14 protein-coding genes and 1 pseudogene are annotated in these 14,647 nt (G+C 75.2%); 7 read left to right on the top strand and 8 right to left on the bottom strand.

What is annotated here, in order from left to right:
- Window positions 1-780: C-terminal helicase domain-containing protein (locus KDL28_RS31540; protein ID WP_256503105.1), on the top strand; the 780-nt coding region annotated here is incomplete at its 5' end.
- A gap of 149 nt (window positions 781-929) precedes the next feature.
- On the opposite strand, the gene KDL28_RS31535 is transcribed toward KDL28_RS31540, so the two are convergent.
- The 4 genes from KDL28_RS31535 to KDL28_RS31520 form a co-directional block, all read right to left on the bottom strand.
- Entirely contained in the window at window positions 930-1,373 is a 444-nt protein-coding gene (locus KDL28_RS31535; protein ID WP_252444383.1) for a hypothetical protein, read from the bottom strand.
- Window positions 1,352-1,696: a cupin domain-containing protein gene (locus KDL28_RS31530; protein ID WP_252444382.1), complete on the bottom strand. Its 345-nt coding sequence runs from the start codon at window positions 1,694-1,696 to the stop codon at window positions 1,352-1,354. The genes KDL28_RS31535 and KDL28_RS31530 overlap by 22 nt, the downstream gene beginning before the upstream one ends.
- Window positions 1,697-1,727: 31 nt before the next feature.
- Window positions 1,728-2,303, bottom strand: a complete 576-nt coding sequence (locus KDL28_RS31525) for a TerD family protein (RefSeq protein ID WP_252444381.1) — start codon at window positions 2,301-2,303, stop codon at window positions 1,728-1,730.
- A gap of 249 nt (window positions 2,304-2,552) precedes the next feature.
- Window positions 2,553-2,993 carry a flavoprotein gene (locus KDL28_RS31520; protein ID WP_252444380.1) on the bottom strand — a complete coding sequence of 147 codons (441 nt, stop codon included), beginning with the start codon at window positions 2,991-2,993 and terminating at the stop codon, window positions 2,553-2,555.
- Window positions 2,994-3,195: 202 nt separating this feature from the next.
- Between KDL28_RS31520 and KDL28_RS31515 the strand changes: the two genes are divergently transcribed.
- The 5 genes and pseudogenes from KDL28_RS31515 (at window position 3,196) to KDL28_RS31500 (ending at window position 8,777) form a co-directional block, all read left to right on the top strand.
- Window positions 3,196-5,181: a M13 family metallopeptidase gene (locus KDL28_RS31515; protein ID WP_252444379.1), complete on the top strand. Its 1,986-nt coding sequence runs from the start codon at window positions 3,196-3,198 to the stop codon at window positions 5,179-5,181.
- Entirely contained in the window at window positions 5,178-5,579 is a 402-nt protein-coding gene (locus KDL28_RS31510; RefSeq protein WP_252444378.1) for a hypothetical protein, read from the top strand. Before KDL28_RS31515 ends, KDL28_RS31510 begins: the two co-directional genes overlap by 4 nt.
- A 328-nt stretch (window positions 5,580-5,907) precedes the next feature.
- Complete coding sequence (locus tag KDL28_RS31505; protein WP_252444377.1) at window positions 5,908-6,528, top strand: carboxymuconolactone decarboxylase family protein; 621 nt, start codon at window positions 5,908-5,910, stop codon at window positions 6,526-6,528.
- A 68-nt stretch (window positions 6,529-6,596) separates the two neighbouring features.
- Window positions 6,597-7,208 (top strand): annotated as a pseudogene (locus KDL28_RS42260) (AAA family ATPase); the annotation flags it as partial.
- 93 nt (window positions 7,209-7,301) lie between these two features.
- Complete coding sequence (locus KDL28_RS31500; protein WP_372497130.1) at window positions 7,302-8,777, top strand: AAA family ATPase; 1,476 nt, start codon at window positions 7,302-7,304, stop codon at window positions 8,775-8,777.
- A gap of 11 nt (window positions 8,778-8,788) precedes the next feature.
- On the opposite strand, the gene KDL28_RS31495 is transcribed toward KDL28_RS31500, so the two are convergent.
- The 4 genes from KDL28_RS31495 to KDL28_RS31480 all read right to left on the bottom strand — a co-directional run bounded on the left by KDL28_RS31495 (window position 8,789) and on the right by KDL28_RS31480 (window position 13,406).
- Window positions 8,789-9,667, bottom strand: a complete 879-nt coding sequence (locus tag KDL28_RS31495) for a class I SAM-dependent methyltransferase (RefSeq protein ID WP_252444375.1) — start codon at window positions 9,665-9,667, stop codon at window positions 8,789-8,791.
- Window positions 9,668-9,723: 56 nt separating this feature from the next.
- Entirely contained in the window at window positions 9,724-11,535 is a 1,812-nt protein-coding gene (locus tag KDL28_RS31490; protein WP_252444374.1) for a choline/carnitine O-acyltransferase, read from the bottom strand.
- Window positions 11,536-11,593: 58 nt separating this feature from the next.
- The gene (locus KDL28_RS31485) at window positions 11,594-12,457 is read right to left on the bottom strand and encodes a HalD/BesD family halogenase (RefSeq protein WP_252444373.1); all 864 of its coding nucleotides are present in this window, start codon (window positions 12,455-12,457) and stop codon (window positions 11,594-11,596) included.
- Window positions 12,458-12,725: 268 nt separating this feature from the next.
- Window positions 12,726-13,406, bottom strand: a complete 681-nt coding sequence (locus KDL28_RS31480; RefSeq protein ID WP_252444372.1) for a winged helix-turn-helix transcriptional regulator — start codon at window positions 13,404-13,406, stop codon at window positions 12,726-12,728.
- Window positions 13,407-13,478: 72 nt separating this feature from the next.
- On the opposite strand from KDL28_RS31480, the gene KDL28_RS31475 reads away from it, so the two are divergent.
- Window positions 13,479-14,645, top strand: coding sequence for an acyl-CoA dehydrogenase family protein (locus KDL28_RS31475; protein WP_252444371.1), 1,167 nt, complete (start codon window positions 13,479-13,481; stop codon window positions 14,643-14,645).
- Window positions 14,646-14,647 lie beyond the last annotated feature (2 nt).

Below are 14,647 nucleotides of genomic sequence, written 5' to 3'. Positions count from 1 at the left end.
CCCGCGCGCCCGCCCCCCGGCCGCGCCCCGGCGCGGCGCGCCCCCCCCCCCCCCCCCCCCCCCCCCCCCGGGCCCGCCGAGCGCGGCGCGCAGCGGACGTCGTGGCGCAACCCGCGCGAGGCCGAGGAGGCGGTGCGGTGCGCGCGCCGGCTGCTGGAGCGGCTGCCGCCGGCGGCGACGGTGGGAATCGTGACGCCGTACCGGGCCCAGGCCGACGAGCTGGCCCGGCGGTTCGCCGGGGAGCCCCGCGTGGCGGTGGGCACGCCGAGCTCGTTCCAGGGCCACGAGCACGACGCGATGGTGCTGTCGCTGGTGGCCGACGGGGCCGACCACCGCTTCGACCGCGCCCAGCGCCAGCCCGAGCTGTGGACGGTGGCCCTGTCCCGGGCCCGCTACCTGCTGGTCGTCGTGGGCGACCGGGCGGTGTGGCGCGAGCGCGGTGGCGTCGGCGGCGCGCTGCTGGCCGCGGCCGGTGCACCGGCGACCGCCACCCACCACGTCGACGACGACCTCGCCGACCGGCTCGACAACGCGCTCTCCGAGGTGCCCGGGGCGGAGCGGGAGGTCGCGGTGCGCGGGCACGCGGCCGACGCCGTGCTGGGCGACGCCGGCCACCGCCGCCCGGTGCTGATCGACCGCGGCGCCCAGGTCGGCACCGACCCGGCCGTGCACCTGGCCCGCATGCTGCGGCTGGTCGACGTGCTGGGCGACGCGGCCATCCGGCTGCCGGGCTGGATCCTGCACGACTCCGACGACGCGGCCCGCTCACACATCGTCTGACCCCCGGCCCCGGCGCGGCCTCGCCGGCCCGGCCGGTGCGGACGCCCGAGCACCGCGCACACCGTCTGGTCACCGCGCACCCGTCCGGACATGTGCGCGGTGCCGGACGGTGTGCGCGGTGCCGGACGGTGTGCGCGGTGGGCGGCCTGTCAGGGCCAGTCGTCGACCAGCTCGGCGATGGCGGCCAGCTCCGCCGGGGTCACCACCGACGGGTTGCCCATCTGCGGCGCCCGCAGCACCTCCATCCGCGCGGTGCGCGGATCGGCGCGCAGTTCGGCGCGCGCCACGGGCTCGGCCAGCGCGCGCAGCGCGAGCCCCACCCGGGGGCGGCGCCCGTCGCCGTCGCGCACGGCGCCCGTCGTCCGGCCGACCATCCAGATCCCGGGCGCCGGTGCGGCACCCTCGGGGCCGGAGACCCACAGCACGGCCGGCTGCCCCGGGCGGACCAGCCCGACCCGGTAGGACGGGCGGGCGCAGAACCCGTCGACCGCGTCGAGCTCGCCGAACTCGCGCGGGTTGCAGGTGAACAGCCACGCCCCGATGTCGGCGACGCCCAGCCGGGGCCGGGCGGTCAGGGGAGCTCCTCGAGCCACTCGGTCTCGATCACCGGGCTGGCGTGGATGTTGGTCATCTCCAGCCGGTCGGAGCCGACGTTGCGGAACTTGTGCGCGACCATCGGCGGCGCGACCACGATCTCGCCCGCCCCGTGCACCGCGACCGCGCCGCCGAGGGTGAACTCGGCCGCGCCGCGGTGGATCACGAACGTCTCGTCGTAGGTGTGGCGGTGCAGCGCCGGGCCCGCGCCGGGCTCGTCGGTGCTGACCAGGATGACCGAGACGCTGCCGCCGAGGTCGCGGCCGTCGAACTGGCCGCTCGCCCGCGCCGGGGTCTGCTCCTCGGACACCGCGTCGCTCATCGCTCCCCCGGACCGGTCGGGCGCCTCGGCGTCAGACGTTGACGCCGTAGTCGCGGGCGATGCCCGCCAGGCCAGAGGCGTAGCCCTGGCCGACCGCGCGGAACTTCCACTCCGGGCCGCGCCGGTACAGCTCGCCGAACACCAGCGCCGTCTCGGTGGAGGCGTCCTCGCTGAGGTCGAAGCGGGTCAGCTCGCGCCCGTCGGTCTCGTTGACCACCCGGATGTAGGCGTTGACGACCTGGCCGAAGCTCTGCCGGCGCGCGTCGGCGTCGTAGATGCTCACCGGGAAGACGATCTTGTCGACCTCCGGGGCCATCGCCGCCAGGTTGACCTTGATGACCTCGTCGTCGCCCTCACCCTCGCCGGTGAGGTTGTCGCCGGTGTGCTCGACCGTGCCGTCCGGGCTGGTCAGGTTGTTGAAGAAGACGAAGTGCGAGTCGGAGATGACCCTGCCGCCGCTGTTGAGCAGGATCGCCGAGGCGTCCAGGTCGTAGTCGGCGCCCGTCGTGGTGCGGACGTCCCAGCCGAGGCCAACGATCACGTTGGTCAGGCCGGGCGCTTCCTTCGAGAGACTGACGTTTCCGCCCTTGACCAGCGTGACGCCCACCCGCGGCTCCCCTCATCGGCACTTCGGTCCGCGCACACCGTATCGGTAGCACCCGACAGCGCACAGTGCGCGCGCGGGGGCGTCGCCGCTGGCCCGGGGCGTGGGCGACTCATTCCGGATGCCCGAATCGACGGCCTTCGCGTGCTCGCGGGTCGCGGCGGCGAAGTCGCGCAGGACGTCATGGGCGAAGCAGAACGTCCGCAAGGCGCTGCCGCTCGCAGCTGCCTGCGACCCGCAGCAATCTGCGGGTCAGCCCAGCGCGTCGATCACCCGGCTCACCTGGAAGGCCCCGACCACGTCAGGCCCGGTTCCCGAGACGACCGCCCGAGGCGTCCCCACCTCCCCGGTCCGCACGTCGATCATGCGAACCCCGGCCGCTCGCAGGTCGCGCAGGGTCGATGCCCACACCGGATGACCCCACAGCCGGTCGTTCACCATCGGCACCGCCACGATGGGGGCCCCGGCTCCGATCGCGTCGCACAGCACCCCGGTCGCCGGGGTGTCCATGATGCCGGCGACGACCTTGTCGGCGGAGTTGAACGTCAGGGGGCAGGCGACCACCGTGTCGGGACGCGGTCTCTCGACCGTCGTGGGCACCGCGCACCACTGGCCGGCGGCCCCCGACACGACGACGGACACCGACCACCGGTCGACCAGGGAGTCCCGGACGTCCGCCGCCCGGCTCGCCAACGGCGCACCGCAGACGACGAGCGTCAGGCTCGGATCACAGCGTGACGCACCCGGCGGCCGATCACCTCGGTCATGCGCCGATGGTGGCACGCCGATCCGGCGCTGCTCACCGTTCCCGTCCGCCCTCCTCCCCGCGGAGGTGCGAGCAGCCCCACCCGCGGCGACCTCGCAGGGCACCGCGGCGGCACGGCAGGATGGGGGCATGACGACCCTGCCGACGAGCCGGCCCACCGGCTCGCCCGCGCCCACGCGCTCCGGTCTGGACCTCGACTGGGTCGACCCGGGCACCCGCCCGCAGGACGACCTGTTCGGCCACGTCAACGGCCGCTACGCGCAGACCCACGTCATCCCCGACGACCGCGCCCAGGACGGCGCCTTCCGGGTCCTGCGCGACCGGGCCGAGGCCGACGTGCGGGCCATCGTCGAGGAGGCGCGGGGCGAGCCCGGCACCGACGCGCAGCGCATCGCCGACCTGTACGCCTCGTTCATGGACGTCGAGCGGATCGAGGCGCTGGGCACCGCGCCCCTGCAGCCCCTGCTCGACGAGGTGGCTGCGGCGGGCACCCGGGCCGAGCTGGCCGCGGTGCTGGGCCGGCGGCTGCGCGAGGAGCGCGCCTCGCTGTTCGCGCTGTTCGTGGCCACCGACGCCAAGGACCCCTCGCGCTACCTGCCGCACGTGGTGCAGTCCGGTCTCGGGCTGCCCGACGAGTCGTACTACCGCGACGACACCTACGCCGAGATCCGCACCGCCTACGTCGCGCACCTGACCCGGCTCGCCGAGCTGGTCGGGCTGCCCGCGGGCACCGCGGAGACGGTGATGGAGCTGGAGACCGCGCTGGCCGCGGTCTCCTGGGACCGGGTCAGCACCCGCGACGCGGAGAAGACCTACACCCTGATGACGCTCGCGCAGCTGGGCGAGCACGCCCCGGACTTCGACTGGGACCCGTGGCTGACCGCGATCGGCGGCGCCGACGACGCCTTCGCCGAGCTCGTCGTCATGCAGCCCAGCTTCGTCGCCGAGGCGGCGAAGCTGTGGGCCCAGCGCCCGCTGGAGCAGTGGAAGGCCTGGCTCGCCGTGCGCACGGCGTCGTCGCTGGCCGACTACCTCACCGAGGAGATCGTCGAGCAGGACTTCGCCTTCTACGGCCGCACCCTGTCGGGCACCCCGCAGCTGCGCGAGCGCTGGAAGCGCGGGGTCTCGCTGGTCGAGGGCGCCGTCGGGGAGGCGGTGGGCAAGCTCTACGTCGAGCGGCACTTCCCGGCCTCGGCCAAGGAGCGGATGGTCACCCTGGTCGCCAACCTCGTCGAGGCGTACCGGCAGTCGATCAGCTCCCTGGACTGGATGGGCCCGGCGACGCGCGAGCGCGCGCTGGCCAAGCTGTCGCGGTTCACGCCCAAGATCGGCTACCCGGAGAAGTGGAAGGACTACTCGGCGCTGGAGATCCGCGCCGACGACCTGGTCGGCAACGTGCTGCGCGCCGCGGCGTGGTCGAGCGACCAGGACCTGGCCAAGATCGGCCGCCCGGTCGATCGCGACGAGTGGCTGATGACGCCGCAGACGGTCAACGCCTACTACCACCCGCGGATGAACGAGATCGTGTTCCCGGCCGCGATCCTGCAGCCGCCGTTCTTCGACGCCGAGGCCGACGACGCGGCCAACTACGGCGGCATCGGCGCGGTGATCGGCCACGAGATCGGCCACGGCTTCGACGACCAGGGCTCCAAGTACGACGGCGACGGCGCCATGACCGACTGGTGGGACGCCGCCGACCGGGCCGAGTTCGACCGCCGCGCGCAGGCGCTGATCGAGCAGTACAACGGCCTGTCCCCGGCCGGGCTGCCCGAGCACAAGGTCAACGGGGCGCTGACCGTCGGCGAGAACATCGGCGACCTGGGCGGTCTCACCATCGCGCTGAAGGCCTACGAGATCGCCCTCGACGGCGAGCGGGCCCCGGTGCTGGACGGCTTCACCGGCGTGCAGCGCGTCCTGGTGGCCTGGGCGCAGGTGTGGCGGGCGGTCACCCGGGAGGCCGAGGCGATCCGCCGGCTGGCGATCGACCCGCACTCCCCGCCGGAGCTGCGCTGCAACGCCGTGGTCACCAACCTCGACGCCTTCCACGAGGCGTTCGACGTGCGGGAGTCCGACGCCCTGTTCACCCCGCTGGACCAGCGGGTGCGGATCTGGTGAGCCCGGCCGCGGCCGTGCTCACGGCGGACGAGTGCGCGGCCGCGTGGGGGGTCAAGACCGGCACCTGGCTCGGCTACGTCTCGCGCGGGCAGGCTCCGGCCGCGCTGCCCGAGCGGGACGCGGCCGGGCGGCGGGTCTGGGACGCCGAGCAGGTACGCGCCTTCCCGCGGCCGGGCGCGGGGAGGTCGCGGGCGGGCGCCGGGCCGGCCGCCGAGGCGCTGCTGGCCGAGATGCGGGAGGTGGCCGACCGCGTCGAGGACCTGCGGGCCCGCCAGCGGGAGCTGCTGCGCGACGGCAAGCGCGACGGGCTGGAGATCCAGGCGATGGCGCGGGCGCTGGGGATCTCCCGCCAGACCGCCTACGCGTGGCTCGCCGACGACGGCGCGGGACCCACCTGATCGAGTGGTTCACCCGGCTCGCCGCTGCGGCGCGGTCACCGTCGGTGTAACACTGCTGCCCCGCCCGTACGACTGTTCGGGCAGGTGCTTCCCGCAGTGATCGACCGGGTGCTCGACCGGGGTGCTCGACCCGGTGCGCCCGGCGCGGTCGCGACGGGGAGGACACACGACGGAGTGTGCGTTCCCCGACCACTGCGAGGCTCCCGTGCCACCTTCGTCCGCCACCGCGAGCGCCGAACCGGCCGACCCCCGGCCCGCAGGCGCGGCGGAGCGGTTACCCGCGCACATCGACGACGATGACCCCACCCCGCCCCGCAGGGAGTCGACGATGGCCGGTAACCGGCTCGACCGCGCCGCGGTCAGGGTCCTGCAGCACCTGGGCCGCCGCCGGTGGGGCTTCCCGCCGGAGATCATGCCGGCGCTGGTGGAGCACCTCGGGCCGGTGAAGGCGCTGCGCTGGACGCTGCGCACCAGCCGCCGCTTCGACCGGGCGGTGAGCGCGCTGGGCCCGTTGCGCACGCACCTCGCCTGCGTGGCGATCTCGCTGCTCAACGGGTGCCGGTACTGCGCGCACGGGCACGCCTACGCCCTGGAGCTGCACCACCTCGACCGCAACGACCGGCTCTTCCCCGAGCCCGCCGACACCGTCGCCGGGTGGGCGGGCCTGCCGCGCAACGAGGTGCGCTCCCGGCTGCGCGGCGCGCTGATGCGCGCGGAGCTGCACGTCGAGCTGATCTGGGTCGACCGCGCGCTCGACCTGGCCGACGGCGGCCAGCCGATCGACGACCAGGAGGCCCGCATCGCGCACCTGGTGGACATGCTGGACACGCTGAACGCGGTGGGGATCGCCGGGCAGCCCCCGCTCGACGAGGCCCACGACCCGCTGAACCGGGACACCGGGCTCAAGACCAGGCTGGCCGAGCTGCGCGCGGCGCAGTCCCAGGACTGAGCCCGGCGTCACCGGCTGCGGCGCGAACGGCCGCGACAGGGCACCATCGGGGGTGGAGTCCCACGGAGGTGCATGTGCCTGACGACCGCCCCGGTCCCGGCGGCCCGTTCGACGACCTGTTCGAGCGGCTGTTCGAGAACCTGGAGAGCACCTTCGGCGACGCGTTGCCGCGTCCCGACCGGCCCACGCGCGGCAACGGCGGCCGGGGGGCGCGCACCCCCCAGCTCGACAAGTTCGGCCGCGACCTGACCGCGGCCGCCGCCGCGGGCGGGCTCGACCCGGTGATCGGCCGCGACACCGAGATCGAGCAGGTGCTGGAGGTGCTGTCGCGGCGCACCAAGAACAACCCGGTGCTGGTGGGCGACCCCGGCGTCGGCAAGACCGCGATCGTCGAGGGCATCGCCCAGCGGGTGGTGGACGGGCAGGTGCCGGCCGCGCTGCACGGCGTGCGGGTCGTCTCGATCGACCTCGCCGGCATGGTCGCGGGCACCAAGTACCGCGGCGAGTTCGAGAAGCGGCTGACCGGGGTCATCGACGAGGTGACCGGGGCCGACCGCTCCATCGTGCTGTTCGTCGACGAGCTGCACACGGTGGTCGGAGCCGGCTCGGCGGAGGGCGCGCCGATGGACGCCGGGTCGATCCTCAAGCCCGCGCTGGCCCGCGGCGACCTGCGGATGATCGGGGCGACGACGGCGGGCGAGTACCGCCGCCACATCGAGCGCGACCCGGCGCTGGAGCGCCGGTTCGCACCGGTCCGCATCCCGGAGCCGTCGGTGGCCGGCACGATCGAGATCCTGCGCGGGCTGGCCGGGCGCTACTCCGAGCACCACGGGGTGCGGATCGAGGACGCGGCGCTGGTCGCGGCGGCGGAGCTGACCGACCGCTACGTCACCGACCGCTTCCAGCCCGACAAGGCCATCGACGTGGTCGACCGGGCCGCAGCGCGCGCCCGGATCCGGCACACGGGCACGTCGGCGAGCGCGCCGCAGGCGCCCGTCGACGAGCCCGCCCCGCCGACCGCCCAGCCCGGCGACGACCGCCTCGACCAGCTGCGCCGGGCCCGCGACGTGGCCGTCGACGCCGAGGACTACGAGCGCGCCCACCTGCTCACCCGCGAGATCGAGGCCGCCGAGGTGGCCGCGGGCGGCTCCGGCCCGTCGGTCGCCTTCACCAAAGCCACCGAGCCGCCGCCGGGCGGTTCGGCCGAACCCACCGTCACCGCCGACGACGTGGCCGCCGTGGTCGCGCAGAGCACCGGCATCCCGGTGGCCCGGCTGACCGCGGGCGAGCGCGACCGGCTGCTCGAGCTGGAGGAGCTGCTGCACCTGCGGGTGGTCGGGCAGGACGAGGCGGTCGAGGCGGTCGCCGACGCGGTCCGCGCCGGCCGGGCGGGCCTGTCACACCCGGAGCGGCCCGTGGGTTCGTTCCTGTTCCTGGGGCCCACCGGGGTCGGCAAGACCGAGCTGGCCAGGGCGCTGGCCGAGGCGCTGTTCGGCAGCGTCGACGCGCTGCTGCGCTTCGACATGAGCGAGTACTCCGACAAGGGCAGCGCGATGCGCCTGGTCGGGGCGCCGCCCGGGCACGTCGGCTACGACGACGCCGGGCAGCTCACCGAGGCCGTGCGCCGCACCCCGTACGCGGTGCTGCTGCTCGACGAGGTCGAGAAGGCGCACGCCGACGTCACCGCGACCCTGCTGCAGGTGCTCGACGCCGGCCGGCTCACCGACGCCCACGGCCGCACGGTCGACTTCACCCACACCGTCGTGATCATGACCAGCAACCTGGGCGCGGACCGGCTGCTGGCCGCCGCGGCGGCGGGGCAGCCGGTCGAGCAGGTCCGCGACCAGCTGCTGACCGCCACCCGGGCGCACTTCCGCCCGGAGTTCCTCAACCGCATCGACGACATCGTGCTGTTCCACGCGCTCGGGCGCGACGAGCTGCGCCGGATCACCCGGCTGATGCTGGCCGGCACCGCCCAGCGGCTGGCCGCCCAGAAGATCGCCCTGGACGTGTCCGACGCCGCGGTCGACTGGCTCGCCGAGCACGGCCACGAGCCCGAGCTCGGCGCCCGCCCGCTGCGCCGCACGATCAACCGGGAGCTCGAGCGCAAGCTGGCCCGGCTGATCATCGGCTCGCGGGCGGGCGCCGGCCAGCGGGTCACCGTGGACGTGACCGGCGGGGTGCGCGACGGCGAGCTGCTCGGCGAGCTCGGCGGCGCCGAGCTGACGATCGAGGTCACCGACGCCTGAGCCCGCGAAGCTCAGCCCGTGCCGGCCCCCACCCCGGCGAGCAGCTCCGACAGCGGCGTCGCCGCGGCCGCCGCGGCGGGGCGGGTGACGTAGCAGTCGGCGTGGTACCAGCCGTCGGCCTCGCGCCCGGTCGGGTCGAGGCCGCGGCGGGCGACGTCGGTGTTGGCGGCGTCGAACTCGCCGTCGTCCGCGCACCGGCGCTGCACGAACGTCTCGCCCTCGACCTGCTCGGTGACCAGCCCGAACTCCGCCAGCGCGGTGGCCACGTCGGCGTAGTCGAACACCCGCAGCACGAACACCACCAGCCACAGGTCGCCGGGGTCGTCCAGCGCCCCGAGCAGGCGCTCGAACGTGCGGTGCCCGATGTAGCCGACGCCGCCGGTGCACACCACCAGCCCGGTCCCGGCCACGCCCGCGGCCAGCTCGGGCGACGGGTCGGCGGCCTCCAGGTCCTCTGCCCAGCCGTCGGCGAGCAGGCCGGTCGCCCGGGCGTAGTCGATCGCCGGGGCGGAGACGTCGAGCCCGAGCGCGGTCAGCTCCGGCCGGCGCAGGTGGTCGGCGTAGAACCGCCGGTCGGCCTCGATGAGCTCGGCGGGCGGCAGGGCCGCGAGGTCCGGGTCGGTCGCCCGGGCGGCGATGTCGGTGAGGTCGAGCCGGTGGCGCAGCAGCGCCGCGTTGATGCCGTAGGAGCAGCACAGGTCGAGCACGGTGCGCGGGCCGCCCGTGGTCTGCGCGCCGGCGAGCACGGCCTCCACGACCGGCAGCGCCCGCTGCGGGATCTGGTACTCCAGCCCGACCAGCGCGCTGAAGTAGGCCCGCGGGTCCGGCTGCGTGTAGATGTCGGTGAAGTCGGTCTTGCTGGTTCCGGTCAGGGCGTCGTCGTCGAGCAAGGGCATTCCTCTCGTGTCGGTTCTGTCCTCTCGGCTGGCGGGGTTGGGGGAGCGGCTCAGTCGCCGGCGAGCAGCGCGTCCAGCTCGTGGACCGCGCGCGGCAGCTCCGCGGCGAACGCCGTCATCTGCGCGCGGACCGAGCGGGGCGTGCTGAGGTAGATGTGGAAGCGGTCTCCCAGCAGCGCGTAGCCGACGCCGATGCAGGTCAGGCTGGTCGAACCGAACCCCCAGTAGCGGACGTGCGGGCTGGGCACCGCGCTGGTGCTCAGGTAGTCGTCGCGCATCACCAGCCAGCCGGGGCTCTCGTAGAGCGGCAGCGGGCCGGTCACGCCGAGCTCGGCGCCGTGCCGGCGGGCGATCATCTGCAGCTCCCACAGGTGCTGCTCGGGGGCGTCGCCCGCCTGGCACTCCCGGGCCCGCCGCACGTGCGCGTCGGCGGCGGCGCGCAGGGCGGCGCGGCGGGTGGCGGCGTCGGCGCCCGGGTCGGCCATGGCGTCGACGAACCGGACGACCTCCGGGGTGACGACCCGCATCGCCTCGGTGCGCCCGTTGCGGAACTGCCGGGTGGCGATCGACTCGTAGGTCGCGCCGATCCGGCCGCGCGAGCGGTGGTGGGCGAGCTGGAAGGACATCTGGGCGAACGCGTCCGGCGACATGCCCCGCTGCTTGGCCCGCTCGGCGCCGAAGCCCTCGACCGCGACGGTCGCCGAAGCGGTGTCGGCGGCGTAGGCGGTGAAGTCGACGGCCGCGGCGTCGATGTCGGCGCGCAGGTCGTCGTCGAGCGCGAACTCGACCGGCGCCCAGTCGGGCGCGCCCTGCGACCGGGCCCCCGAGGTCCGCGACAGCTCGTGGGCGGGGCGGCTGAGCAGGGTGTCCAGGAAGGCGATGACGGTGGTGCCGTCGAGCCGGCAGTGCTCGCCGTTGTAGCCCGCGGTGCCGTCGGCGAAGACGATCAGCGAGATGCTCTTGTCGAACCAGCGGTTGCGGCTGTCGCCGTGCAGCAGCTGGTCGCCGGCCTCCCGCGGCCCCGCCGGCGTGGAGTCCTCCAGGCACACGCACAGCAGCGCGGTCTCCACGGTGTCCAGCGCGGTGCGGTTGCGCGGGTCGTGGTCGAGCAGCCGGGCCCGGCTGCGGGCCCACTCGGCGCGGGCCTTGGTCGTCAGCGCGCCCACCCCGGGCCCGGGCCCGGACACCTCGGACGCGGCCGTCACCGCGCGCAGGCCCGCCTCGATCTCCTCGACGGTGTGCGGCGCCCCGTCCTCACCGATCACGTCGAGCCGGTAGGCGTTGCCCCGGTGGAACACCACGATGTGGCGCTCGCGCGAGGGCCCGGGCCATTCCGCGGTGTAGGGGGTGCGGGCGGTGTCGCGCAGCTCGCCGGGGATCCGGCAGGCCGAGAACAGGTAGCGGTTCTGCTCCATCGACAGCGGCCGGCCGCGCTGCACGGCGGGGGCCAGCTCCTCGGCGTCGATCAGCAGCTTGTAGGCGAGCGCGCCGGCGACGAGCCCGGCCGCGCGCGCGACCTGGCCCTGCGCGGAGTCGGCGAACAGGAAGAAGAAGTTGGCGTTGAGCGCGATCCGGTCGCGCCTGCCGAGGTAGCGGTCCTCCCAGAACTCGTCCAGCCAGCTGTGCACGCCCTCGGTGGCGTCGTAGCGCTGCAGCGCGGCGTGCAGCACCGGGCCGGGGCCGTCGGGGGCGGCGAAGTCGGCCAGCGCGGCTTCGGTGGCGGCGACCTGCTCCTCGGTGAGCAGCGGGGAGCACCACTCCAGGAAGCGCTGGCGGGTCTCCTCGAGCGTCGGCAGCGGCACCCGCGGCAGCAGGTCCTCGTTGCCGAACGTGCGGGGGGACAGTTCCGGGCTGGCGTGCATCGGGTCCTCGGGTCGGGGTTCGGGGCGCCTGCCGGGCGGCGGGCGGGATCGGGGCCGGTCAGTCCAGGAGGCTGTCGACCCGCACAGCGGGTCGGGGCGCCTCGTGCGCGGGCGCCAGGCGGCCGAACAGCTGCCGGGTCCGCTCGGCCGTGCCGAGCACCCCCGGGTGCGTGCTGTAGGCGAGGATCGCGCTGTGCCGCGCGGTCGAGCCGACGACGGGGCGCACGCGGTGCAGCGAGTAGCGGCCGCGGAACAGCTGCAGGTCGCCGGGTCGCAGCGACAGCAGCCGCGGGGGCGGCGCGGCGCGGCCCTCCAGCACCGCCCGCACGCCGTCGAGGTTCTCCGCGTCCGCGGAGCGGATGTTCGCGCTGTACTCGAACTCCCCGCCCGACTCCGGCCGCTGGGTCAGCAGGCTGACGGTGAACTCGTTGGTGTCGAAGTGCCACGGGTGGCCGCGCCCGGGTTCGAGGACGTTGAGGCAGAGCGCGGACAGCGGGTCGGCCAGCTCGTGCACCTCGGGCAGGTCGAAGCAGTCGGCCACGAAGCGGCGGAACAGCCGGCTGGAGTACAGCCGCTGCACCGCGGCGGTGGCCGGGATGAGGTCGCGGGCGACGAAGGCGTTCTCCCGGCGCATCGTGGTGCGGGCGGGGTGGCCGGCGGGCAGCGCCGGGTCGGGCGCGGTGTTGTAGACGTTGACCGTGGTGATCTCCGTGTGCGCCGAGGGCGCCACCGCCGCGCACTCGCGCCGCAGCTCCTCGCGGCGCTCGGGGCGGACGAAGTCGGCCAGCACGCTGCACCCGTCGGCGCGCAGGTCGGCCCGGACGCGGGCCACGACCTCGGCCCGGGCGGGGTCGGACGGGTCGGCCAGCGGGTAGCGGCCGGTGTCGACGAGCGTCGTCACGTCCTCGCCCGGAACAACCATCAGCATCCTCTCGCCCACCGTCCCCGCGCCCCGGGACGCCCGTCCGCGCGGGGATCTGACGTCGTGCCGCGGCGCCCGTCCCCCCATACAAACCGGGTCTCCCGGCCCTGGCTACCGGACGAACGGCGGCAAAACCCGCTCTCGTCACTCGATCGTGTGTGAGTTCGACGACACGCCGTGCGCGTCTTGCTCCGTCGGGTCGGCTCCGGCGAGTGGTTCAGATGGTGTACCGGTCCCCCGTCACGCGCCCGGCCCAGTGCGACGCCCCTCAGCCCGCCGGTGCCGTGGCCCGGGCCCGCCGGACGTACGGGGCCACCGGGCTGAGCTGCAGCGCCTCGGGCAGGCGCACCAGCACCTCGCGCCGCCCGGTCAGCGAGACCAGCCCGTCGCGCACCGCGACGGGCAGCTCGATGACGCCCTCCCACACCTGGTAGAGCACCCCCAGCGACGACTGCACCGTGGCGTCGACGTCGTAGCCGGGGTCGGTGAAGCACAGCGAGACGTCGCCCGGGGCCACCACGAACCAGAACCGCGTGCGCCGCGCGTCGGGCACCTCGACGTGCAGCACGACCCGCCGGCCGCCGAACGGCGCCGGGTCGATGCCGCCGCGGATCCACCACATGAGCACCGTCGGGTCGAGCTCGTCGGGGCGCGGCTCGCCGAACGCCCAGCGCGCGCCCCACTCGGCGAGCCCGAAGATGATCGGGTGCAGCTCCGCGCCGGCCGGCGTCGGCCGGTAGCCGGTACCGTCGCGCTCGACCAGCCCGTCGCGCTCGAGCTGGCCCAGCCGCTTGGACAGCAGCCCGCGCGACATGCCGGGCAGGCCGCGGGCGAGCTCGTTGAAGCGGGTGGCGCCGACCAGGAGGTCGCGCATCACCAACAGCGTCCAGCGGTCGCCGAGCACCTCGAGGGCCCGGGTGACCGGGCAGTACTGGCCGTAGCGCGACATGGTGGGATCGTCCTCCCCGGTGGTTCAGTTCGGGAACTATCCGCGCCACCGGAATCGGCGCACGGTTCGAGCATGACCGTCACCGACCACCCCACGAGCGTTCCGGGGACCCCCGTGATACCCGCCGTCACCGACGCCGAGGTCGTGGCCCTCGCCGGCGAGGTCGGCCGGGCGGCCGCGCCCTTCGAGGCCGACCACGACCGCGAGGCCACCTTCGTGACCGAGGCCTACGCCGCCATGGCCGACCTCGGCTACCTCCGGCTGGCCGTCCCGACCGAGCTCGGCGGGCTGGGCGCGACCCTGCGCCAGGTCGTGCTGGCCGAGCTGGAGCTGGGCCGGCACTCCGGGGCCGCCGCGCTGGCCGCGGCCATGCACCAGTACCTGACGCTGGTGCAGCGCTGGCGGTTGCGCAACGGCGCCGCCGACGCCGGGGCGGTGCTGGGCCGAGTGGCGCGGGAGGGCCTGGTGATGGCGACCAGCGGCGGCTCGGACTGGGTGTGCCCGACCACGACCGCCACCGAGGTCGAGGGCGGCTACCGGTTCGACGGCCGCAAGGGCTTCTGCACCCAGGCCCCGGTCGCCGGGGTGCTGTCCACCTCCGCGGTGCTGGGCGAACCGGGCCCCGACGCCGTCGTGCTGCACGCCGGGGTGCCGTTCAGCGCACCGGGCGTGCGGATCGAGCAGACCTGGGACACCCTCGGGATGCGCGGCACCGCGAGCCAGGACGTCGTGCTCGACGGCGTCTTCGTGCCCGCCGAGAAGATCATGGGCAGGCGCCCGTACGGGGTGCTGGCCGGCCCGCTGCTGGCCGCGGCCGTGCACTTCGCGCCGGTCGCCGCCGCGGCCTACCTCGGCGTCGCCCGCGGCGCCTGCGACGAGGTGCTGCGGCTCAAGGCGGGCTCCGCCGAGCCCGCGACGCTGCGCCGGGTCGGCGAGATGACCGCCCGGCTGCGGGTGGCCCGGTGGGCGCTGCTGGCCGCGGTCGACGAGGCGGGCGACCACCTGGCCGTCGACGAGACCACGCTCGCCACCCTGATGACCGCCAAGCGGCACGCCGTGCTGGAGGCGCGAGCGGTCGTCGACACGGCCCTGGAGGTCGCCGGCGGCCGGGCGTTCTACCGCACCTCGCCCCTGGAGCGCGCCTACCGCGACGTGCGCGGCGGGCCGTTCCACCCGCTGAACCCCGAGGACACGCTGGTGCTGCTCGGGCGGCGGGAGCTGGCGACCGTGGACGGCTGAGC

Source organism: Pseudonocardia humida (assembly GCF_023898865.1).
Lineage (GTDB): Bacteria > Actinomycetota > Actinomycetes > Mycobacteriales > Pseudonocardiaceae > Pseudonocardia > Pseudonocardia humida.
Note: the sequence above shows the minus strand (reverse complement) of the source record. Positions and strands in the feature narration are given on the sequence as shown.